This window comes from Mesorhizobium sp. M0062, from assembly GCF_040323125.1.
In the GTDB taxonomy this organism is placed as follows: Bacteria; Pseudomonadota; Alphaproteobacteria; order Rhizobiales; family Rhizobiaceae; genus Mesorhizobium.
Genome location: NZ_JAMYUO010000020.1, coordinates 45,108 through 66,145 on the forward strand (window position 1 = coordinate 45,108; position 21,038 = coordinate 66,145).

Genomic DNA, 21,038 nt, shown 5'->3' on the forward strand with positions numbered 1-21,038 from the left:
GAGCCGCACTGGATCGACCGCCCGCGTCAAGGGCACTTGCAAAAATCAAGAACGCTGCCGGCGCGGGGCCGGAACTTACAGGAGAGACATCAAATGTTCAGGAAGATGGTATTCGGCGCCGTTTCGGCGCTCGCCATGGCAACCAGCGCCGCGCATGCGGCCGACCTCAAGGAATTCCGCGTCGGCATCCTCGGCGGAGAGAACGAAACCGACCGCCTGCGCAACTATCAGTGCCTGGCCGATCACCTGAAGACCGAATTCGGCTTCGAAAAGGTCTCGCTGTTCCCCGCCGCCGACTATGACGGCGTCATCCAGGGCCTGCTCGGCGGCACGCTCGACTTCGCCGAACTCGGCGCTTCCGGCTACGCCAGCGTCTACATCAAGGACCCGAAGGCGGTCACCCCGATCCTCACCACCCAGCAGACCGACGGCGCCACCGGCTATTATTCCATCGGCCTGGCGCTGAAGTCTTCGGGCATTACCGACATCAAGTCGGCCAAGGGCAAGAAGCTCGGCTACGCCGATCCGGACTCGACCTCGGGCTACCTGATCCCGCTGACCCAGATCCCGAAGGACACCGGCGCCTCGAACGACGCCTACTTCGCCTCGACCCAGTTCAATGGCGGCCATGAAAACAACATCCTCGCCGTTCGCGACGGCAAGGTCGACGTTGCGGTTGACGATTCCTCCGGCATCGGCGACTTCAAGAACGGCTACACCTCCGGCACCTTCCACAAGGTCACCGCCAAGGGCGCCGTCGACCCCAACGACTTCGTCGAAGTCTGGCGCTCGGGCCTGATCCCGAACGGCCCGCTGGTCGTGCGCACCGCGCTCGGCGACGACATGACCGCCAAGCTTGCCGCCTTCTTCACCGACCTGCCGAAGAAGGACAAGGCCTGTTTCGAAGGCGTCGAAGGCGGCGACTTCACCGGTTACGTCCCGGTCAAGCCTGACTTCTACAACGTCATCGTCGAAGCCCGTAAGGCAGCCATCGGCGGCTGACGGCAAAATCAGAAAGGGCGACGTGAAAAACGCCGCCTTTTTTGCATGTCCCGATCATGACCATCTCAGCAACAGCCCGCTCCAACGCGACCCTGCAGGTAGCCAACGCCTGGCAGCGCCAGATATCGTTGCGGCGGCTTTATACCATCCTCGGCATCGGCCTGCTGCTGGCGGCGACGCTGTCGAGCATGTGGTTCGCCGACGAGGCCAATGCCGGTCACTTCTGGGACCGGCTGCCGCATATATTCGACTTCCTCAGCTGGCTGATCCCGAAGGACTGGAACGACGTCTGGCGGGCGCTGTTCGACATCGCCTCGCCGCATGACACCGGCACCCAGGAGTTCAACTTCCCGCTCGGCCGCGTCTATGTCTGGGGCGGCTTCTACATCCCCGAATATTTCGAGCTGATGCTGACCACACTCAACGTGGCGCTGGTCTCGACTTTCATCGGTTTCATCTTCGCCGTGCCGTTTTCGTTCATCGCCGCGCGCAACCTGACGCCGCATCCGGCGCTGCGGCTCGTCGTCAAGCGCTTCATGGAATTGCTGCGCGCCTTTCCCGAAATCGTCATTGCCGGCCTGTTCGCCGCCATTGTCTCGACCGGGCCGATCGCAGCCATCATCGCCATCGGCCTGCATTCGATCGGCGCGCTGGGCAAGCTGTTCTATGAAATCAACGAGAACATCGACATGCGCGCCGAAGAGGGCCTGAGAGCGGTCGGCGGCAACTGGTTCGAGCGCGTGCGCTTCGCCGACCTGCCGCAGGTGCTGCCCAATTTCATGTCCTACACATTGCTGCGCGTCGAGATCAACGTGCGGGCCTCGACCATTATCGGCGCCGTCGGCGGCGGCGGTATCGGCGAGGAACTGAAGCTCTCGATATCGCGCGGTTTCGGCGCCAAGACGGTGGCGTTGGTGCTGCTGTTGTTCACGACGATCTTCATCGTCGACCAGTTCTCCGCCTGGCTGCGCCGCAAGCTGGTCGGCGAGCAAGCTTTTCTGATGAGCGCTTAAATGACCGCTTTGACCACTGATCAGGTCCAGTCGATCGAGGAACGCTATCCGCAAATCTTTCGGCGGCCGGCCTACAAGCGCTTCGCGCCGCTGTTCCTGTTCGGCGGCATCCTGCTCTACCTCGTTTACGCCTTGTGGTTTTTCGACCTGCCGCAGGTGATGCGCGACTCGCATTGGGAGCGCCTGCCGCTCTTCCTGACGCAATGGATCAGCTACGATCTGCAGCCTGAATTCCGCCTCGACCAGCCTGAAATCACGCCGAAATACCCGCGGTTTTCAGCACTCGGCGAGAACCCAGATCCCGACTGGGTTGTCAAGAACGCGGATGGCACCTTCACCGTCCTGATCGATGGCGCGGCCAGGTCCGTCACCTTCGACAAGACCAAAGCGACGATCGTCGCCAATGGCGAGATGGTGCCGGTGGCGCTGACCAGCGGTAAGCCGGTAATTACAGGTCCGGTGCCTGGCTGGATCACCGCGCATGACGACGAGATCGTCGCCAGGATGGGCTTTGTCGGCGAAGTGCGCGTCACCGTCGATCGCGTCAAGGTCCGCAAGCGCTTCCTCGGCTGGGCAAATTTCGTCTTCGACACGCGCTCGCCCTTCTTCGGCAAATCGGCCAGTGAAGTGATCTCGCTGATCTGGTCCGGACCGGAACTTAAGCCTGGCACCTCGAACGTCGCGCTCGCCGGCGACAACATCTGGAACAATGCGCAGTGGCAGCATGGCGACGTCTGGACGAAACTGCTGCAGACCATCGTCATGGCCTTTCTCGGCACGTTGCTCGGCGGCCTCGTCGCCTTCCCGCTCGCCTTCTTCGCCGCCCGCAACATCACGCCGAGCGGATTGTTCGGCCAGGTGCTCAAGCGCTTCTTCGATTTCATGCGATCGGTCGACATGCTGATCTGGGCGCTGTTCTTCACCCGCGCCTTCGGCCCGGGACCGCTCGCCGGCAGCGCCGCGATCTTCTTCACCGAAATAGGCACGCTCGGCAAAATCTATTCGGAAAGCCTGGAAAACATCGACGACAAACCGCGCGAGGGCATCAAGTCGACCGGCGCCAACGGCCTGCTGGTGCAGCGCTATGGGGTCATGCCGGAAGTGATCCCGGTCTTCATCAGCCAGACGCTCTACCAGTGGGAATCCAACACAAGAGGCGCCACCATCATCGGCGCCGTCGGCGCTGGCGGCATCGGCCTGAAACTCTGGGAAGCCATGCGCACCAATTCCAACTGGGCCAACGTCTTCTACATGGTGCTGCTGATCCTGCTCGTCGTGTTTGTGTTCGACAACATCTCGAATTTCCTGAGGCGCCGGCTCAGCCGGACCATCCATGATTACAACAGGATGCAGGCCGAGGAGGGGTGACGTGCGAGGGACAGCACCCCCCTCTGTCCTGCCGGACAGAGGGGGGTGTGAAGGAACGCAGCACTCCTTGGGCGGCGCGGCTAAGCCGCCCGCTTCCACCCATCCCTGATATGCCTGTATCCCTCGCGATAAACTGCCTCCGGCGTCTCGGAAAAATCCCGCCACACCTTGGTCGCCGCCGCCAGATCCTTCAGCGACCTGCCAAACGCCTCGATCGTCAGCCAGTCGTCATAGCCGCTCTTGCGGATGGCCGCGAAAGTCTCTTTCCACGGAATGTTCCCGCGTCCCGGCACGCCGCGATCGTTCTCCGAAATGTGGATGTGCACGACATTCCTGCGGTGCTTCGTATAGGCGCCGATCGGGTCGGCTTCCTCGATATTGGCGTGGAAGGTGTCGTACATCGCCTTGATGTGCGGCCGGTCGATGGCATCGACGTGCTCGGACAGATCGGCCATCGTGTTCAGCAGATAGCACTCGAAACGGTTGAGCGCCTCCAACCCGATGGTAACGTTCCGCTTGCCGGCATGATCGCCAATGGCGCGCTGCGAGGCGATCGAGCGCTTCTTCTCGGCAGCGGTCGGCCCGCTGCCGGAGAAGGCGCCGAGCGTCGAATGCAGCGGCCCGCTCAGCGTACTCGCGCCGAGCGCCTGGGCGCAATCGATCGCCCATTTCATGTAGCCGATGCCGGCCTTGCGGGTCACGGCATCCGGCGAAATCAGATTCATCGCCGGGTCGCCCATCGCCGTAACAGCCGTGCGCTCCAACCCGATGCGGTCGAGCAAATCGCCAAGCTTCTTGTAGTCCTCTGGCGTGCCTGAGAAGATCGGTATCTCGACGCCGTCGAAGCCGGTCGCCTTGATGTCGCGCAGCAACGGCTCGTGTTTCTTAGACACGGAAGTCGTCCACAAAAACATGCACATGCCGATTTTCATCGACAGCCCCTCCCCATTTGACGGCGCGCTGGTTTCTTTCGCACCTCGCACCATGCGCCCTCATTCGGCCGCTTAGCGGCCACCTTCTCCCCGAAGGGAGAAGAGACTTGGCGCCGGCGCTACCTAAAGTTTCGTCCACGCCCCGTTCTTCTTCGACGACTTCACGCAGGCCTCGATGAACGCCATACCTTCGACGCCGTCCTGGATGGTCGGGAACACCACGTCCTTGCCCGGTCTGCCGCCCTTCTTGCGTGCCGCGCGGATCGCGCGCGCCGCCTCCTGGTAGATGTTGGCGAAGCCTTCGAGATAGCCTTCCGGATGGCCAGACGGAACGCGGCTGACGCGTCCCGCAACCGGCAGCGCGCCGGCGCCGTTGCGGGTGAGCAGCTGCTTGGGCTGGCCGAACGGCGTGTACCAGAGATAGTTCGGATCGGCCTGCACCCATTCCAGCCCGCCTTTCGAGCCATAGATGCGCAGCTTCAGCCCGTTCTCGTGGCCGGGCGCCACCTGGCTCGCCCAGATCATGCCCTTGGCCGGATGCACCTTGCCGACCGGCTTGAAGCGCAGCATGACATTGACATTGTCGTCGAGCAGTCGCCCCGGCACGAAAGCGTCGAGATCGGCCGACAGGGAATCGAGCTCCAGACCCGAGACGAAGCGCGCCAGATTGTAGGCATGCGTGCCGATGTCGCCGAGCGCGCCGCCCGCGCCCGCCTGCTTGGGGTCGGAGCGCCACGCCGCCTGCTTCTGGCCGGTGGCGGCAAGATCCTCGGTCAGCCAGTCCTGCGGGTACTCGGACTGAACGATGCGGATGTCGCCAAGCTGCCCCTTGGCCACCATCTCGCGCGCCTGCCGGATCATCGGATAGGCAGTGTAATTGTGCGTCAGCACGAACACCTTGCCGGTCTTTTCAACCACGGCCGCGAGCTTCTTGGCCTCGGCCAAAGTCGTCGCCAGCGGCTTGTCGCAGATGACGTGGATGCCCGCCTCGAGGAAGACCTTGGCCGCCGGCACGTGCACATTGTTGGGGGTGACGATCGCCACCGCCTCGATGCCGTCCGGGCGCTTGGCCTCGGCCTTGGCCATCTCGGTATAGGAGGCGTAGCTGCGCGCCGGGTCGAGACCGAGTTCGGCGGCGGAAGCCTTGGCGCGCTCGGGATTGGCCGACAGGGCGCCGGCCACCAGCACGAAGTCATTGTCCATGCGCGCCGCGATCCGATGCACCGCGCCGATGAAGGCGCCTTGGCCGCCGCCGACCATACCATAGCGGATCGGGCCGCCCCCCGCTTCCGACTTCGATGCGCCGACCATGTCTTTCTCCTGCTTGTCTCAAATACCCATCATGGCGCGCAGCATCTTCTTGTCGGTGGTGCCGCCGGCGAAATCATCAAAGGCCTTTTCCGTCACCCGGATAATGTGGTGCTGGATGAAGGGCGCGCCTTCGGCCGCGCCGTCCTCCGGATGCTTGAGGCAACACTCCCACTCCAGCACCGCCCAGGAATCGTAGCCATACTGGGTAAGCTTGGAGAAGATGCCGCCGAAATCGACCTGCCCGTCGCCAAGCGAACGGAATCGCCCCGCGCGATTGGTCCAGCTCTGATAGCCGGAATAGACGCCTTGCCGCCCCGTCGGATTGAACTCGGCATCCTTGGCATGGAAGGCCTTTATCCGCTCGTGATAGATGTCGATGAATTCGAGATAGTCGAGCTGCTGCAAAAGGAAATGCGACGGGTCGTAGTTGATGTTGCAGCGCTTGTGACCGCCAACCGCATCTAGGAACATCTCGAAGGTTGCGCCGTCGAAGATGTCCTCGCCAGGATGGATCTCGTAGCCGACATCGACGCCGTTTTCGTCATAGACGTCCAGGATCGGCTTCCAGCGTGTGCCGAGCTCGGCGAAGGCCTCCTCGATCAGCCCGGCCGGCCGCTGTGGCCAGGGATAGAGGTACGGGAAAGCTAGGGCGCCGGAAAACGTCACCGAGGCTTTCAGGCCAAGATTCTTCGAGGCCTTGGCGCCGAACTCCATCTGTTCGACCGCCCATTTCTGCCTGGCCTTGGGGTTGTTGTGCACCGCAGGCGGTGCAAAGCCGTCGAACTGGGCATCATAGGCCGGGTGCACCGCCACCAGCTGCCCTTGAAGATGCGTCGACAGTTCGGTGATCTCGACGCCGGCATCCGCGCAGATGCCTTTCACCTCGTCGCAATAGGTCTTGGAAGATGCCGCCTTCTTGAGGTCGAACAGGCGTGCATCCCAGGTCGGGATCTGCACGCCCTTGTAACCGAGACCGGCCGCCCATTTGGTGATCGAGGCCAGCGAATTGAACGGCGCGGTATCCCCCGCGAACTGCGCCAGAAACAGCCCCGGACCCTTCATTGTCGACGGCATCGGCATCCTCCCAATTCATTTTTCCAAGGACCAAGCATAGCGTCTGATGAAAGCAGGGCCAGCCTCTTTGGTCTCTCGTGATGTGCATTCTCGTATCGGCATTCTGGTATTACCAAATACCGAAAATGGGTCAAGCCATTTGACTCACGCGCAAAGCTGCCAGGGCATTCCATTTTTGGCGATATATACCAGCATAATCAATACGGTACACAGATGTCGATATCGCATGGCGGCGGTTCTTGCCGCGCGACAAAAATTGCTGTAGACCTCCATTAGGGCCCAATTGGTCGAACCAGTTGCGCAAAAACGCTGGAGCGCCTTGGGGAGGAAACACGCAACGCGCCTTGTGGGGCGCGTCGCAGGCGAACTGGCACAGACGAATTCTGGGAAGGATAGACCATGCATCTTTCGACGCACAACTGGATGCGCGCGGAACCGTTGGAGGTGACGCTGAAGCGCATCAAGAAATTCGGCTACGAGTCGATCGAGATTTCCGGCGAGCCCGAGCAATACAAGACCAAGGAGACCCGCGCGCTGCTGAAAGAATACGGCATCCGCTGCTGGGGGTCGGTGACGCTGATGCTGGGCGAACGCAACCTTGCCGCCAGGGACCAGGGCCAGCGCGAACGCTCGGTGCAGTACGTCAAGGACGTGCTGACCATGGTCAGCGAACTTGATGGCGAGATCATAACGCTGGTGCCCGCGACCGTCGGCAAAGTGGTACCGGACGGCACCGAGGAAGAGGAATGGAAGTGGGTGGTCGACGCCACCCGCGAATGCTTCACCCATGCCAAGAAGGTCGGCGTCAAGATCGCGGTCGAGCCGCTCAACCGCTTCGAGACCTATCTGTTCAACCGCGGCGCGCAGGCGTTGGCCCTGGCCGATGCGGTCAGCCCCGAATGCGGCGTCTGCCTCGACGCCTATCACATCCATATGGAAGAATTTAACGTCCATGACGCGATCCGTCAGGTCGGCAAACGGCTGTTCGACTTCCACGTCGCCGACAACAACCGCTTTGCCGCCGGCCTTGGCCAGATTGATTGGCCACGGATCGTGCAGACGCTGAAGGAAGTCGGCTATGACGGCGCGCTGACGAACGAATTTGTCGCGCCAGTCGACCGCACACCCGCCGCGCCCTATCCCGACATGGTCGAGCGCAATCCGGTCGACATTTCTCCCGAACAGCTGAAGTTCATCCAGGATCACGGCTCCAGCGTGCTGACGGAGAAATTCTACACCGACCAGATGCGCATCACGGCCGAAACGCTGCTGCCGCTAATCAAGTAGCCGATCGGGATGCGCATCAAAACGGTCCAGGCGTGGTGGGTCCGCGTGCCGATTGAGGCCGCGAAGCAGCATCGCAGCGACTTTGGCCAGGTGACGACGTTCGACGCCGCCATCCTGCGCATTGAGACTGACGACGGGCTGATCGGCTGGGGCGAGGGCAAGAACGCCGCCGGCAGCGCCGGCAGCTATGGTGCGCTGGTCTACATGCTGAATCACGAGGTCGGGCCGCAGCTGATCGGCCGCGACCCCGCCGACATCGGCATGATCTGGGAGATGCTCTACAACGGCGTGCGCCATGACAGTGCCGCGCGCGCCGGCCATGCCATGCCGCAGCTGGCGCGGCGCGGCATGAGCATTGCGGCAATCAGCGCCGTCGATATCGCGCTCTGGGATATTCTGGGCAAGTCGTTGGGACAGCCGGTGTGGCGGCTCATCGGCGGCCGCAAGCTCGACCGCATGCCGGCCTACGCCTCAGGCGGCTGGGCTGCCGCCGACGCTATCGGCGAGCAGCTCAAATCCTACATCGCCAAAGGCGGCTTCAAGGCGCTGAAGATGCGCGTCGGCGCCATGGACGGCGCCCCGCACATTTCCGCCGCCCGCGTCCGCGCCGCACGGCAGGCGCTCGGTCCTGACGTCGAGTTGATGGTCGACGCGCACGGCACCTATACGGTGGCCGAGGCCAAGCGCTTCATCAGCCTGGCCAGCGATCTCGACCTCGCCTGGTTCGAGGAGCCTGTTATCGCCGACGACAAGGCTGGTATGGCCGAGGTGCGCGCCTCGGGTTCGATCCCGATCGCCACCGGCGAAAGCGAAGCGACGCGCTACGCCTTCCGCGATCTCGCGGTGCTGAAATCCGCCGACATCTTCCAGCCGGATCCGGCCTTTTGCGGCGGTATCAGCGAGGCGATGAAGATCGGCACCATCGCCAGTGCCTTCAATCTGCGCTTTGCCCCGCATCTGTGGGCCGGCGCGCCATGCTTCTTCGCCGGCCTGCATGTTTGTGCGGCCTCGCCTGCCAGTTTTACCGTCGAATATTCGCTCGGCGCCAACCCGATGATCCACGATCTTATCGAAGAGACTGTCGAAGCAAGGGACGGTATGATAGCGATCCCTGAAAAGCCGGGTCTGGGATTCACCATTTCGGAGCGGTTCCTGGAGGCGCACGCGCAACGCGGTTGACGATGAAAGAAAAGAACCTTCTCGCCGAGCTCGCCGCCTATCTCTTCGCCCATTCGGACAAGGAGACCGGCCGCACGCCTTCGGAGCGCGAACTGGCGGAGCATTTCGTCGTCAGTCGCGGCCAGATCCGCGAGGCGCTGGCCATTCTGGAGGCCATGCGCATCGTCGAGCGCCGCGCCAAATCCGGCATCTATGTCGACACCAGGCAGGCCAGTGTCGAGGCGCTGGCGCTGTTTGCCCGTGCCGGCCTGCCGCTCGACCCGGTGCAAATCTACGAGACCGTCGAACTGCGCAAGATCCACGAGATTAAGGCCGCCGAACTTGCCTGTTCCCGCGCCACTGAAGAGAATTTCGAACGCCTGCGGGAGATCCTGAAAGCCTCGGAGGAGTGCATCGCCGCCGGCGAAGGCCTCGCCAACGAAGACCGCGAATTCCACCTCGAAATCGTGCGGGCGACCAAGAACGGCGTCTTCCACAATATCTGCAGTGTCTATTACCTGATGGGCGAGCAGCGGCTGCCGATCTACTTCAACGATCCCGAGCGCTCAGTGCGCTCGCATGCCGAGCATATCCAGATCTACGAGGCGCTGCTGCGTCGCGACGGCAATCTCGCCCAGGCGCTGATGAGCGCCCACCTGCAAGGCGCGGAAAGCTACTGGAAGGGGATCATCGAGGGCCGGGAGGCGCAAGCGCAAAGCCTGGCACTTGAGAAGGTCTAGTGCAATTCCAGGAAAGGTGTGAAACGGTTTTTCTGGGAAAAGCGCGCGGCGCTTTCCTTTGAGAATTGCGACTAGCGAGAGCCCCATGCCCAGAATCCTGTCGACGCACACGCTGCATCCGCGTGCCTCCGCAATGCTGGCGGGCGCCGGTGAACTCGTCGTCGCCTCAGCGCTCGATGCGGCAACGCTGACCGCCGAGGCGAAGCATGCCGACGTCATCATCGTTCGCGCACCGCTGCCGCCGTCGCTGTTCGAAAACGCCACGAAACTCAGAGCAGCGGTCCGCCACGGCGCCGGGCTCGACATGGTGCCGATGGAGGCCGCGGCCGCGGCCGGCGTGCTGGTCGCCAACGTGCCGGCGGTCAATGCGCGTTCGGTCGCCGAATATGTGATGTTCGCGGCCCTTGCCCTGCTTCGGCGCTTCCGTTCGGTCGACCGCGACTTGCGCGCCAAGGGCTGGAATGCCGGCCGCGACCACGCCAGCCATGCCAGCGAGCTTGCCGGCAAGACCATCGGGATCATCGGCTTCGGCGCCATCGGTCAGGCGGTCGCCCATATCGCCGCGCACGGCTTCGGCCTCGACGTCGTGGCGACGACCCGCAGCATGCAGCCGGCACCCGACAGGATCGGCTTCCTGTCGATCGATGCGCTGATCGAACAGAGCGACATCATCGTGCTCTGCTGCCCGCTGACGCCGGAAACGCGCGGCCTGATCAGCCGCGAACGCATTGCCCGCATGAAGCCGGACGCGCTTTTGATCAACATTTCGCGCGGACCGGTGATCGACGACGAGGCGCTGATCGAGGCCTTGCGCCAAGACCGGATCGGCGGCGCCGCACTCGACGTCTTTGCCACGCAGCCGCTGCCGGCAAACCATCCCTATTTCGGTTTCGACAATGTTATCGTCACCCCGCATATGGCGGGGATTACCGAGCAATCGATGATGCGCATGGGCGTGGGCGCGGCCGGCGAGACCTTGCTGGTGCTGGCCAACCGGCTGCCTGTCAATCTGCGCAATCCCGACGTGGTCGAGCATTACCGCAGACGGTTCCCGGCGGACGCGTGAACCATGTCCGGTTTTCGCTTCGCATCTCTGGTTCTCGCAGTGTCGTCGATCGTGGCCTTACCTTCGCTCGCGGCGGCACAAAGCAGCGATTATGTCTATTGCAGCAATGGGATCGTCTGCATGATGGCGCCCTGCCCGTCAGGCAATGCGCTGGATCTGACCACCGGCAATGTCGTTAAAGGCGTGGAGCTCAACACTACGGAATTGCCGCCGCTGGACAGATCGGCACCTGACCTCTCCGACAAGCTTTATGCTGGAAAACTCGTCGTCCGAGGATCGATCCAGCATCGCGGCCAGCCGAACGATCCGCCGATGCTGGTCGTTACCAAAATCGAACGCTCCTCCAAGAAAAGCGAGCGCAAGCGCTGCGCGGCACGTTGACTGCCGACCTACGGCTCGCTGCCTATCGGAGCAGCCGCTCGACTTCAGCCGCGATGCGCAGCAGATGGTGGTCGTGGCCATTGCGCGCCACCAGCATCAGTCCGGCCGGCAGCGTCATGCCGGGCATCGGCAGCGAGATCGCGCAGAGGTCGAACTGGTTGGCGACCTGGGTATTGCGCAGCAGCAGACCTTCGGTGCGTTCACGCAGAGCCGTATCCTCGGCCATCGAAACGATAGTCGGCGCTGTCACCGGCGTGGTCGGCAGAGCCAGCACATCGACCGAACCCAACCGCTCGTCCATGGCTATGCACAGTGCCGCGCGACGACGCATTGCCCTGATATAAACCGGCGTCGGTATGGCCGCCGCCCGCGACAGCGGCCCGCTGACATGGGGATCGACCGGCACCGATGCGCCCGTCGCCAGCCAGTCGGCATGGATTTCAGCACCTTCCATGGCCGCGATCGAGCCGCGTTTGGTGGCCAGGCGCAGATCGGCAATGAGGTCGTCGATCGAAATGTCCGTGAGCCACGCGCCTGCCTGCTCGATCCCGGCAAGGCTGCGATCGAACGCGGCGGCAATCTCCGTTTCCGTGTCTTCGAAAAGCAGGCCGCGCGGAATGCCGACACGAAGCCCGGCAAGCGCTAACGGCAGGGGCAGTTGCGGCATCTGCTCGCCCGTCATCGCGGCGTCAGCCAGGGCACACGCAGCAACACTCAGCGCCAGCGGCCCGATCGAATCCAGCGTCGCGGAAAGGGGATAGGCACCAGTCAGCGGCACGCGCCGCGCCGTCGGCTTGAAACCGACGACGCCGTTCAGCGATGCCGGGATGCGCACCGAACCGCCGGTGTCGGAGCCGATGGAAATGTCGCTCGTCCCCTCGCCAACGGACACGGCGGCGCCCGACGACGAACCGCCTGGAATGCGGCTGGTGTCGGCGGCATTGCCCGGTGTGCCGTAGTGCATGTTGTCGCCGATAGCGGTGAAGGCGAATTCGGTCATGTTGGTCTTGCCGATGATGACGGCGCCGGCCTGGCGCAGACGGCTGACGACCGCAGCGTCGTGCCGACGGGGCGCGGTGTCCCTCAGCATCAGCGACCCGGCCGTGGTCGGCTCGCCGGCGACATCGAACAGATCCTTGATCGACACGATGGTGCCGTCGAGCGGCCCGAGCGATACGCCGGCCTTCTTGCGCGCATCGGTGGCCTCGGCCGCTGCGCGCGCCGCCTCGGCATAGAGTTTGGTGAACACCTTCTCGCCTGCCGCGCAACTGGCAAGACGTGACAGGATGATCTCGAGACGATCGCGGATTGATTGCATGTCGATGTCGGATTCCGTCAAGGTGGAGCGTCTTTAAGGCATATGGGCCGCTAGGTCAGCGGAAGGAATAGCCCGGACAGCGTGCCTTTGCACCTGCCAGCGATCGGAAGGGACTGATGCTGTACAAAGGCAGCTGCCACTGCGGCAAGGTTGCGTTCGAATTCAAGGCGCAGCTGACCGGCGCCGTGCGGTGCAATTGTTCGATCTGCTCGCGCAAGGGCGCGCTGTTGGCCGCCATCCCGCATGACAGCCTGACGGTGCTGGCGTGGGGCGACGATCTCGGCACCTACACATTCGGCAATCATGCAATGGCGCATCGCTTCTGCCGCACCTGCGGCATCCATCCCTTTGCCGAGGATGTCAGTCAGGGCAGCAAACGCAGCGCCTACATCAACCTCAACTGCGTCGCCGATTTCGATCCCACCGGCCTGCCGGTCTTCGACTTCGACGGCCGCGCGGTCTGACCCTACGGTGGCCTCTCACCACAAAAGCAACGCCCCGAAAACCTTGATAGTTCTCGGGCCCGCTGCTTCAGCCAAGGATGGCTATCGGCTATTCGACGCGCTTAGGGCCGCGCGCGAACACAACGATCGCCGCCAGCAAGGTCGCAGCGCCACAATAGGCGAAGGCGCTGGCCACACCGGCATTGTCGACCACCAGGCCGCCGAAGACGGCGCGTTTCTGGCGCTCGCCGTTTCTTGCGTCTTTCCCGCTCGCGCCTTTGCCCTCGAGGACAGCTATCTCCCGGCCGACAAGATCCCCTATGTCGCCGAAGTGCCAGACCAGCCGCATCGCCTTGGCCCGTTGTGGGGTGACCGGGCCAAGGGCCCGGCGGGCACCTTGCTGAAAGTTCCCGGCGACTGGCGCGCGCCGGTTCATGCGCACACCGCCGACTATCGCGCGGTGGTCATCAAGGGACTGTGGGCGCATTGGCAAATGGACGGCGGCGAAGCGACGAAGGTCGAATTGCCGCCGGGATCCTACTGGACCCAGAAGGCCAACGAGATGCACGACGACGCCTGCCTCTCGGAGACGGAGTGCGTGATCCTGCTGATCAACGATACGCCTTACGAGACCTACTTCCAGAAATAGTCAGGCGGCGCCGTCGTTCGACCGCAACTAGCTGGCGTGCCGCAAGCTCACGTCGCTGCCCTTGTCGAACAGCACCACCTTGTCCTGATTCCAGGCAAAGCGCACCGGCTGCTCGATCTGGACATCGGTTCTGGCCGGCACCGTGGCGCGCAGCGTCGTGTCGCCGACCCGCAGAGTCAGGATCTTTTCCACGCCATGGTTCTCGACATCGTGGACGCGTGCCTCGACCGGCGCACCGCTTTCAAGATACACATCCTCAGGTCGAATACCGAAGACGAGCGGGCGACCGTCGGTCGCACCGCCCGCCTTGGCACCCCCAGAGAAAGGCAGTTCGAAATTCAGCGGCGCCATCACCGCGCGGCCGTTGACCAGCTTGCCATCGATCAGGTTCATCGGCGGCGAGCCGACGAAGCTGGCCACATAGGTATCGCGCGGATTGTTGTAGATCTCGTGCGGCGTGCCGGTCTGGATGATGCGGCCATGGTTGAGCACGCCCACCTTGTCGCCCATCGACATCGCCTCGATCTGGTCGTGAGTGACGAACAGAAAGGTGGCGCCGAGCTGGATCTGCAGGTTCTTCAGTTCCGTGCGCAGCGCCTCGCGCAGCTTGGCGTCGAGCGCCGACAGCGGTTCGTCCATCAGGAACACGCGCGGCTTGCGCACGATGGCGCGCCCGATAGAGACGCGCTGCATTTCGCCGCCTGAAAGGCGGTCGGTCTTGCGGTCGAGCAGATGTTCGATCCTGAGTGTTTTGGCGGCGCGGTCGACACGATCCTTGATCTCGGCGTCGGGTCCTCCGGTCAAGCCGGAGGATGACGGCGTGAGAGTTGAGAGGGCGACGCACACCGACCGTCGCGGACGGGCGCGAGCGCGACCTGCCGGATAGCGTCAGCTGCTGATCATCGCGCTGTCTTGTTGAGAGCGGTGACGATCAGCGCGAGAATCACCGCCGCGGCGGCGATTTCCCACACGAAAGCCTGCTTGTAGAAAGGCGGCGTGGCGAGCTGCGCCTTGCCGGCGAGAGTGTTGGGGTCCGGTGGATTGAGGAAGAAGACGCCGTAGAGATGCGCCGCCGTGATCGATACCAGCAGCGCAATGCAGAAGACCAGCGCCACGACCAGCGCTACGGTCACCACACTGCGCACCTTGACGCCCGGCTGGGCCAACGGCAGCAGGTTGTTGATGAGCCCGGCAAGCACCACGAGACCGCTGCCGACCGCGTACAGGCCGATGGAAAAGGGTTGAAAGATCAGCACCAGCGCCAAGACGCCGAGGCCAATGATGAAGAGCTCGAGGCGGAACGCGCCGGCGCGGCTCATGCCGGAAGAACTGTCGCTCATGACCGCACCGCCTTTCCGGCGCCATCGAAGACATGGGTTTGCCTGGGATCGGGGCGTAGATTCAGCGCCTCGCCGACCTTGACCCACTGGCTTCTCGTCACCACGACGCGGATGTCGGCGCCTGCCGCCGTGCGGGCATGAATAAGGGTTTCGGCGCCCATGGGCTCGATGAGCTCGGCTCTGGCGGAGATGGTGCCACGGTCCCCCGTATCGGTCACGGTGAAAGCACGGGGGCGGACACCGATCGTCACCTTGCCGGGCTGCAGGCGCGCGACCGCCGCGTCCGTGCGGATCGCCAGACTAATGCCGGCCACGGTCATGTCCGCCGTGCCATCGGCGAAGGCCTTGAGGTCGGCCTCGAGAAGATTCATCTGCGGCGTGCCGATGAAGCTCGCCACGAAAGCATTGGCGGGCTTGGCAAATACCTCGTGCGGTGAGCCGACTTGCTCGATCAGGCCGTCCTTCATGATGGCGATGCGGTTGGCCATGGTGAGCGCTTCGAGCTGGTCATGGGTCACGATCACGGTCGCTTTGGAGAGGCCCTGCAGCACTTCCTTGATCTGGCCACGCATGGTTTGGCGCAGTTCGACATCGAGACGCGACAAGGGCTCGTCGAAGAGGAAGCAATTGGGGTCGCGGACGATGGCGCGGGCCATGGCGGCGCGCTGCTTTTCGCCCTCGGATATCTGGTTCGGCAGCCGGTCGAGAACGTGCTCCAAGTGAAGGATCGCGGCGACGCGGTTGACGCGGGCAGTCCGCTCAGCCCCGGAAATGCCGTCATGATAGAGCGGGAAGGCGATGTTCTCGGCGATCGATGCCGACGGGTAGAGCGCGTAGAACTGGAACACCATGGCGATGTCGCGCTTTTCGGGCGGCAGTTTGTTCATCACCTTGCCGGCGACGACGACCTCGCCGTCAGTGACGCTTTCCAGCCCGGCGATGACGCGTAAGGTCGTCGTCTTGCCACAGCCGGACGGGCCGAGAAGGCAGACGACCTCACCGGCGGCCACCGACAGGTCAACGTCCTTGACCGCGGTGAAGGAGCCGAAGCGCTTGGTGACTTTGCGGAGTTCGATGGTTGACATCTCAGCGCTTCACCGTGCCGAAGGTAACACCGCGCAACAGATGGTTTTGCAAGAAGAAGGTGACCAGGAAGACTGGGACGAGGAACAGGGTTTCGATGGCGGCAAGCAAAGTCCAGTCGGTGCCGCGTCCACCCGACGACACGGCCTGGTTCATGGCGACCGGGACCGTCCTCGTGTCGGGCCCCGAGAGCAAGAGGGCGAAGAGGAACTCGTTCCAGGTGAGGATCAGGCCGAACACGAACGTGGCGGCGAGCCCGGCAATGACCTGGGGCAGGCAAATCTTGAAGAACACCCGCATTCCGGACGATCCGTCGAGGCGGGCGGCATCCTCGACGTCTGGCGACAATTCATCGAAGAAGCTCTTCATCATCCAGATGGTGAAGGCCAGGTTGAAGGCGGTGTAGAGCATGATGATGCCGAGATACGAGCCCGACAGGCCCACTACGCGGAACATCAGGATCACCGGAATGATCACCACAATCGCCGGCAGCATGCGCGTGGTCAGGATGATGAACAGGTAGGTGTCATTGCCTTTCAGCGGATAGCGCGAGAAGCCGAAGGCCGCCAGGGTGCCGATGACCAGCGCCAGCAGCACCGAAGCCGAGGCGATGAAGATCGAGTTGAAGAAATAACGGTCGAATCCTGTCGCTTCCGGGGCACCGCCCGACGTCATCGAGCGAGAAAAGACGGACCCAAAATTTTCGAGCGTGGGCTTGAACACAAAATGATCCGGAATCAAGCCGAACAGCGACGTGGGCGACAGCGTCGGAGGCACCAGAAGCGCGTCGCCCTGCGGTTTGAAGGCGGTGAATATGATGAACAGCACCGGCAGAAAATAGATAAAGGCGACGACGGCCACGGCGAGCGTCCGCCCCCAGCCGGCCTCGTCTACTCCGCTGGCCCTGCGGAAGCCGAGCTTTCCCAATATCGATTCGGTCACGGGTTAGGCTCCCTGCGTACGGCGGTTTGCGAGGTACAGGTAGAGGTTGGTGAGAACGATCACCATGAACAGCATCAGATAGGAGATCGACGCGCCCTCACTCGTCTTGTTCTGCTCGTTGGCGATGCGGATCAAGTGATAGGAGATCGTCAGCGTGTCGTTGCCGCCCTTGGTGAGGAGGATGACGAGATCCGCCAGCTTGAATGCCTCGATGGTGCGGAAGAGAAGGGCCAACATCAGAAGGCCGCGGATGTAGGGGAAGGTGATCATCCAGAATTGCCGCCAGCTGGAAATACGGTCGATGGCAGCGGCCTCGTAAAGGTATTTCGGCACCGAGACGAGGCCCGCCAGCACAAGGAGCATGACGAAGGGCGACCACATCCATGCGTCGGCGAAAACGATTCCCGCCACGGCACCGACTTTGTTGCTCATCAGGATGAACTGGTTGCCGGAGATGGAATTGATGACGTAGCTGAGAATCCCGAATGTCGGGTCATAGTAGTAGGTGAAGAACACGCCAGAGGCGACAACCGAAAGCATCATCGGTGTCAGCACCAGGATCAACAAATACTTGCGCAGCGGAAATTGCTTGGCGAACAGGATGGCCAGCAGAAAGCCGACGATCATCTGCGCGGAGACGGTGAACACGACGAACATGGCGGTATTGATCAGCGCGCCCCAAGTCGCGTGAGCAGCGAGATCGTTGGTAAGGATCCGGATGTAGTTCCCGAGTCCGACGAAGCGGATCGTCTGCTGGTTTGCCTGGTAGGCGAAGAACGAAAGGCCCAGCGACCACAGCAGGGGGAAGATATTCATCACAAACAGAACGGCGATTGCCGGAGCGACCAGCAAGGCGCCGAAGTAGTGGCGGCGATACGCGTTGACGGTAAATGCGGCCGCGACCAACGCCACCGCGGCGCCCACCACCCAGAAGGAGACAGCCGCAGGCAAGCCCGCCATTGATATGGCCGACACGACGACAGCGACAGCGATGGCGAGTTTCCAGTTGTGGGCAACAACCGCGGTAAGGCGTGGTGTCAGCAGCGTGCTTGAAACAGCGGTCATGGGAGTCCGAAATATGGAGCGCCTGAAGTGGCAATGACGGGGAGCGGCTTTTGCCCGCTCCCCGCAGCTATGTCGGAAGGTTACTGGATAAGACCATCGTTCTTCAGGAGGTCCTCCTGGAACTTGGCGATGTTATCCAAGGTGGTCTTGGCGTCCTGCTTGCCAGTGATGGCTAGGTCGTACTGGTCCTGCTGCTGGGTGAGCAGTTCGAAGAACTGCGGCACGTGCCACATGTCCTTCTGCCAGTCGAGCGAGTTCGCCCAGGCGCGGTCCCACGGACGATAGGTCACATACTTCGGATCGCTGTAGACCGACTTGATCGCGGACTGGCCGCCGCCGGCGGCGAACTGGTGCTGGATATCAGGCGAGAGCCACCACTTCACGAAGCCAACCGCTTCCTTGATTTGCTCAGGCGTCGTCCAGGTGGTGAGAACGAAAGGCTGTCCGCCGATCTGTGACGTACGATTCACCTTGCCGTCGGCACCGCGCAGGCCTGGCGCCAATCCGAACACCAGCTTGTCGGCAACCTTCGACGTCTTGGGATCGAGCGAGGCTTCGGCGAGACCGATCCAGTCGATGTTCATGGCCACCTTGCCTTCACGGAACAACTGGTCCGAGACGAAGATGTCCATGGTGCCGGTCTTGACCACCGGCGGCATGAACTTCAGCAATTTGAGGAAATGCTCCATGCCCTCGATGGACTTCGGGGAGTTTACGACGCCTTCGGCATGTCCGGTCGGGGCCTTGGTTTCATCCCAGATGCCGCCGCCATGCTCCCAGACGAACGTGTGGACCGAGCTCGTCGAGAAGTCGTAGCCTTTGCCTGCCTGATAGGCGATGCCATAGAAATCGTCATCCAGCACCTGGCCGGCGAGCTTGTCGCCCTTCTTGCGCTGGAAGAATTCGCCAACATGCTCGAACGTGTTCCAGTCCATGGCGTCGATTTCTTCGCCGGTGCAGGGCAGCTTCTCATTGTACTTCGCCTTGTAGGCGGCCTGCTCGTCGTTGTTGCAGAGCACGTCCTTGCGGCCGTAGGTGACCAGCACGTCCGGGAACTGCGGGAAGCCGTAGTAGTTCGGCGTGCTGTTGGGATAGGTCGAGTAGGCGTTGAGCACGGCGGGATGCATCGACTCCATCGTCGCCTTGAGTTCCGGGTCGGCATCGATGAGATCGTTGATCTTGCGGAAGTAGCCGCCTTCGACGAAGGCGCCCAGCCACTGCGAGTCCGACACGATGAAGTTGTACTTCTTTTCGCCCGAGGTCAACGAGGCGTTGACGCGGGTGTAGAAATCCGGCCACGGAATGAAGTCCACATCGAGCTTCACAGTATTGCCAGACTTCGGCTTGTACTGCTCGTCGAAGAACTTCTTCATAATGCGGGTCGGGGGCCAATCCGGCACCGCCATCGTCAACGTCACTTCTTCGGCAGAGGCATAGGTCACGCCTCCCACCAGTAGTGTGGCAGCGAAGCTTGCGGCTGTCGCTAGCCCTTTCAGTTTGGTCATCGCCGTCATTCGCGTTTCCTCCCTTGGTTAACCGGATTGCTTCTCGCCGTTCGAGTCAGGTCATTGCCTGGCCGCTCGCGGCGCGGAAGACGTGGATTTTCCTGTTATCGATGGCGATCGATGCCGAATCGCCGGTCCTGATGCTGGCGGCGATCGCTTCCGGCAGCACCATGCGCAACATCTCGCCGCCGGCCTCGACCGAGACGATCGTTATGTCGCCGAGCGGTTCGACCAGATGCACCTTCGAGGCAACCCCGGCTTCGCCCTTGGCGGCGAGCCGAATGTCGCTCGGGCGAATGCCGATCAGCGCGGCCTCGTTGGCATCGGCAGTCTTTGGCGCCGTCGCCGGAACCAGAGTCCCGAGCGGCGTGTCGAAAGATCTGGTGTCGGCGCGCACCGAGGCCGTGAACAGATTCATGTGCGGCGAGCCGATCTTGCTGGCGACATAGGTATTGATCGGCTGCTCGTAAAGCTCGTCTGGCGTGCCGATCTGGACGATGCCCCCATCGCGCATGACGGCGATCGTCTCGCCCATCGAGAGAGCCTCGAGCTCGTCGGGCGTGGCATAGATCACGGTCATGCCGAACTGGCGGTGCAGCCGCTTCAGCTCGGCGCGCGTCTCGTGCCGAAGCTTGGCGTCGAGATTGGTGAGCGGCTCATCGAGCAGAAGAATCTTTGGCCGGCGGATCAGGGAGCGGCCGAGCGCGACGCGCTGCTGCTCTCCGCCGGACAGGGTTGCCGGCTTGGCCTTCAGGCGGTGTGTCAGCTTCAGGATCTCGGCGGTCTCTTTCACCCGCTTGTCAATCTCGGCGCGCGCGGCTTTCTCCTCGCGCAGCGGGTAGGCGAGATTGTCATAGACCGTGAGGTGGGGGTAAAGCGCGAAAGACTGGAAGACCATCGAGATGCCTCGGCCGGCGATCGGCGCATGGGCCATGTCGCGGCCGCCGATCTCAAGCGTGCCGGAGTCGGCCTGGACGAGGCCGGCGATAGTGCGCAGCGTCGTCGTCTTGCCAACGGAGCTCGGCCCGAAGAGTACGAAGAAGCGGCCTTCGTCGACGGCGAAGCTCAGGTCATTGATGGCGCGCACGGATCCATAGGCCTTGCTGAGCCCATCGAGGCGCAGCGCAATCCCCTTGCCGTCACTGGCGCGAGGCGACGTCTGCGTCACGATGCGCCACCTCGTGCGGACGGAACACGCGCCATCCGTATGATTCTCCTCGCCCTGCCGAAATGGACTGCGGCTGTCATTCTCGATCCGCCTTTTCTTTCCTGATCTGGTATTACCAATTTTGGATAGCCGTCAAGCTCTTTCTTGGATCACCACCGGACCTTCTATAACCGGATTTTTCATGTATCCGACT

At 62.6% G+C, this 21,038-nt stretch carries 21 protein-coding genes; 10 read left to right on the forward strand and 11 right to left on the reverse strand.

The features are described from left to right. Positions 1-93: 93 nt before the first annotated feature. The 3 genes from phnD to phnE (NKJ64_RS21735) are packed head-to-tail and all read left to right on the forward strand — an operon-like array spanning position 94 to position 3,383. Complete coding sequence (gene phnD / locus NKJ64_RS21725; protein ID WP_023669830.1) at positions 94-1,002, forward strand: phosphonate ABC transporter substrate-binding protein; 909 nt, start codon at positions 94-96, stop codon at positions 1,000-1,002. Positions 1,003-1,058: 56 nt separating this feature from the next. Next, positions 1,059-2,015 (forward strand): phosphonate ABC transporter, permease protein PhnE, encoded by a 957-nt coding sequence (gene phnE, locus NKJ64_RS21730; RefSeq protein WP_023669831.1) that lies wholly within the window; start codon positions 1,059-1,061, stop codon positions 2,013-2,015. Continuing rightward, complete coding sequence (gene phnE / locus NKJ64_RS21735; RefSeq protein ID WP_352463294.1) at positions 2,016-3,383, forward strand: phosphonate ABC transporter, permease protein PhnE; 1,368 nt, start codon at positions 2,016-2,018, stop codon at positions 3,381-3,383. It abuts the gene before it with no gap. An 80-nt stretch (positions 3,384-3,463) separates the two neighbouring features. On the opposite strand, the gene NKJ64_RS21740 is transcribed toward phnE (NKJ64_RS21735), so the two are convergent. The 3 genes from NKJ64_RS21740 to NKJ64_RS21750 form a co-directional block, all read right to left on the reverse strand. Further along, positions 3,464-4,315 (reverse strand): sugar phosphate isomerase/epimerase family protein, encoded by an 852-nt coding sequence (locus tag NKJ64_RS21740; protein WP_023669833.1) that lies wholly within the window; start codon positions 4,313-4,315, stop codon positions 3,464-3,466. Between the two features lie 123 nt (positions 4,316-4,438). Beyond that, the gene (locus tag NKJ64_RS21745; protein WP_023820501.1) at positions 4,439-5,626 is read right to left on the reverse strand and encodes a Gfo/Idh/MocA family protein; all 1,188 of its coding nucleotides are present in this window, start codon (positions 5,624-5,626) and stop codon (positions 4,439-4,441) included. An 18-nt stretch (positions 5,627-5,644) separates the two neighbouring features. Then, positions 5,645-6,700: a sugar phosphate isomerase/epimerase family protein gene (locus NKJ64_RS21750; protein ID WP_023726430.1), complete on the reverse strand. Its 1,056-nt coding sequence runs from the start codon at positions 6,698-6,700 to the stop codon at positions 5,645-5,647. A gap of 399 nt (positions 6,701-7,099) precedes the next feature. Here NKJ64_RS21750 and NKJ64_RS21755 point away from each other — a divergent pair, with 399 nt between their 5' ends. The 5 genes from NKJ64_RS21755 (at position 7,100) to NKJ64_RS21775 (ending at position 11,332) form a co-directional block, all read left to right on the forward strand. Beyond that, positions 7,100-7,987 carry a sugar phosphate isomerase/epimerase family protein gene (locus tag NKJ64_RS21755; RefSeq protein ID WP_023692016.1) on the forward strand — a complete coding sequence of 296 codons (888 nt, stop codon included), beginning with the start codon at positions 7,100-7,102 and terminating at the stop codon, positions 7,985-7,987. Between the two features lie 9 nt (positions 7,988-7,996). Then, the gene (locus tag NKJ64_RS21760; protein ID WP_023683009.1) at positions 7,997-9,166 is read left to right on the forward strand and encodes a mandelate racemase/muconate lactonizing enzyme family protein; all 1,170 of its coding nucleotides are present in this window, start codon (positions 7,997-7,999) and stop codon (positions 9,164-9,166) included. Positions 9,167-9,168: 2 nt separating this feature from the next. Further along, positions 9,169-9,885 carry a FadR/GntR family transcriptional regulator gene (locus NKJ64_RS21765; protein ID WP_352463295.1) on the forward strand — a complete coding sequence of 239 codons (717 nt, stop codon included), beginning with the start codon at positions 9,169-9,171 and terminating at the stop codon, positions 9,883-9,885. An 85-nt stretch (positions 9,886-9,970) separates the two neighbouring features. Next, a complete protein-coding gene (locus NKJ64_RS21770; protein ID WP_023686626.1) occupies positions 9,971-10,951 on the forward strand; it encodes an NAD(P)-dependent oxidoreductase in 981 nt (326 codons plus the stop codon). 3 nt (positions 10,952-10,954) lie between these two features. After that, complete coding sequence (locus NKJ64_RS21775) at positions 10,955-11,332, forward strand: hypothetical protein (protein WP_023692018.1); 378 nt, start codon at positions 10,955-10,957, stop codon at positions 11,330-11,332. A 22-nt stretch (positions 11,333-11,354) separates the two neighbouring features. Here NKJ64_RS21775 and NKJ64_RS21780 read toward each other — a convergent pair whose 3' ends face one another. Then, complete coding sequence (locus tag NKJ64_RS21780; RefSeq protein WP_023728568.1) at positions 11,355-12,650, reverse strand: amidase; 1,296 nt, start codon at positions 12,648-12,650, stop codon at positions 11,355-11,357. Positions 12,651-12,766: 116 nt separating this feature from the next. Between NKJ64_RS21780 and NKJ64_RS21785 the strand changes: the two genes are divergently transcribed. Together NKJ64_RS21785 and NKJ64_RS21790 are read left to right on the forward strand one after the other, a co-directional pair. After that, positions 12,767-13,114 carry a GFA family protein gene (locus NKJ64_RS21785; RefSeq protein WP_352463296.1) on the forward strand — a complete coding sequence of 116 codons (348 nt, stop codon included), beginning with the start codon at positions 12,767-12,769 and terminating at the stop codon, positions 13,112-13,114. A gap of 217 nt (positions 13,115-13,331) precedes the next feature. Next, positions 13,332-13,742 carry a DUF4437 domain-containing protein gene (locus NKJ64_RS21790; protein WP_352463305.1) on the forward strand — a complete coding sequence of 137 codons (411 nt, stop codon included), beginning with the start codon at positions 13,332-13,334 and terminating at the stop codon, positions 13,740-13,742. Between the two features lie 27 nt (positions 13,743-13,769). On the opposite strand, the gene NKJ64_RS21795 is transcribed toward NKJ64_RS21790, so the two are convergent. From NKJ64_RS21795 to NKJ64_RS21825, 7 genes are all read right to left on the reverse strand, one after another. Then, positions 13,770-14,588 carry an ABC transporter ATP-binding protein gene (locus tag NKJ64_RS21795; RefSeq protein WP_502902059.1) on the reverse strand — a complete coding sequence of 273 codons (819 nt, stop codon included), beginning with the start codon at positions 14,586-14,588 and terminating at the stop codon, positions 13,770-13,772. A 53-nt stretch (positions 14,589-14,641) separates the two neighbouring features. Next, positions 14,642-15,082, reverse strand: coding sequence for a hypothetical protein (locus NKJ64_RS21800; RefSeq protein ID WP_023728570.1), 441 nt, complete (start codon positions 15,080-15,082; stop codon positions 14,642-14,644). Beyond that, on the reverse strand, positions 15,079-16,167 hold the full coding sequence (locus NKJ64_RS21805) for an ABC transporter ATP-binding protein (RefSeq protein WP_023733630.1): 1,089 nt from the start codon (positions 16,165-16,167) through the stop codon (positions 15,079-15,081). The genes NKJ64_RS21800 and NKJ64_RS21805 overlap by 4 nt, the downstream gene beginning before the upstream one ends. A gap of 1 nt (position 16,168) precedes the next feature. Then, positions 16,169-17,107: a carbohydrate ABC transporter permease gene (locus NKJ64_RS21810; protein ID WP_023728572.1), complete on the reverse strand. Its 939-nt coding sequence runs from the start codon at positions 17,105-17,107 to the stop codon at positions 16,169-16,171. A 3-nt stretch (positions 17,108-17,110) separates the two neighbouring features. Next, complete coding sequence (locus tag NKJ64_RS21815; protein WP_023835039.1) at positions 17,111-18,172, reverse strand: carbohydrate ABC transporter permease; 1,062 nt, start codon at positions 18,170-18,172, stop codon at positions 17,111-17,113. Between the two features lie 80 nt (positions 18,173-18,252). Continuing rightward, positions 18,253-19,686 (reverse strand): ABC transporter substrate-binding protein, encoded by a 1,434-nt coding sequence (locus tag NKJ64_RS21820; protein ID WP_023728574.1) that lies wholly within the window; start codon positions 19,684-19,686, stop codon positions 18,253-18,255. A 46-nt stretch (positions 19,687-19,732) separates the two neighbouring features. Next, on the reverse strand, positions 19,733-20,845 hold the full coding sequence (locus NKJ64_RS21825) for an ABC transporter ATP-binding protein (protein WP_031237758.1): 1,113 nt from the start codon (positions 20,843-20,845) through the stop codon (positions 19,733-19,735). Positions 20,846-21,038 lie beyond the last annotated feature (193 nt).

Bases quoted from the DNA above. Each gene is read 5' to 3' on its own strand.
- NKJ64_RS21760 (WP_023683009.1), top strand. From the start codon at position 7,997: ATGCGCATCAAAACGGTCCAGGCGTGGTGGGTCCGCGTGCCGATTGAG.
- NKJ64_RS21805 (WP_023733630.1), bottom strand. From the start codon at position 16,167: ATGTCAACCATCGAACTCCGCAAAGTCACCAAGCGCTTCGGCTCCTTC.
- NKJ64_RS21740 (WP_023669833.1), bottom strand. From the start codon at position 4,315: ATGAAAATCGGCATGTGCATGTTTTTGTGGACGACTTCCGTGTCTAAG.
- NKJ64_RS21745 (WP_023820501.1), bottom strand. From the start codon at position 5,626: ATGGTCGGCGCATCGAAGTCGGAAGCGGGGGGCGGCCCGATCCGCTAT.
- phnE (WP_352463294.1), top strand. From the start codon at position 2,016: ATGACCGCTTTGACCACTGATCAGGTCCAGTCGATCGAGGAACGCTAT.
- NKJ64_RS21775 (WP_023692018.1), top strand. From the start codon at position 10,955: ATGTCCGGTTTTCGCTTCGCATCTCTGGTTCTCGCAGTGTCGTCGATC.
- phnD (WP_023669830.1), top strand. From the start codon at position 94: ATGTTCAGGAAGATGGTATTCGGCGCCGTTTCGGCGCTCGCCATGGCA.
- phnE (WP_023669831.1), top strand. From the start codon at position 1,059: ATGACCATCTCAGCAACAGCCCGCTCCAACGCGACCCTGCAGGTAGCC.
- NKJ64_RS21765 (WP_352463295.1), top strand. From the start codon at position 9,169: ATGAAAGAAAAGAACCTTCTCGCCGAGCTCGCCGCCTATCTCTTCGCC.
- NKJ64_RS21785 (WP_352463296.1), top strand. From the start codon at position 12,767: ATGCTGTACAAAGGCAGCTGCCACTGCGGCAAGGTTGCGTTCGAATTC.
- NKJ64_RS21770 (WP_023686626.1), top strand. From the start codon at position 9,971: ATGCCCAGAATCCTGTCGACGCACACGCTGCATCCGCGTGCCTCCGCA.
- NKJ64_RS21800 (WP_023728570.1), bottom strand. From the start codon at position 15,082: ATGAGCGACAGTTCTTCCGGCATGAGCCGCGCCGGCGCGTTCCGCCTC.
- NKJ64_RS21755 (WP_023692016.1), top strand. From the start codon at position 7,100: ATGCATCTTTCGACGCACAACTGGATGCGCGCGGAACCGTTGGAGGTG.
- NKJ64_RS21780 (WP_023728568.1), bottom strand. From the start codon at position 12,650: ATGCAATCAATCCGCGATCGTCTCGAGATCATCCTGTCACGTCTTGCC.
- NKJ64_RS21750 (WP_023726430.1), bottom strand. From the start codon at position 6,700: ATGCCGTCGACAATGAAGGGTCCGGGGCTGTTTCTGGCGCAGTTCGCG.
- NKJ64_RS21820 (WP_023728574.1), bottom strand. From the start codon at position 19,686: ATGACGGCGATGACCAAACTGAAAGGGCTAGCGACAGCCGCAAGCTTC.
- NKJ64_RS21815 (WP_023835039.1), bottom strand. From the start codon at position 18,172: ATGACCGCTGTTTCAAGCACGCTGCTGACACCACGCCTTACCGCGGTT.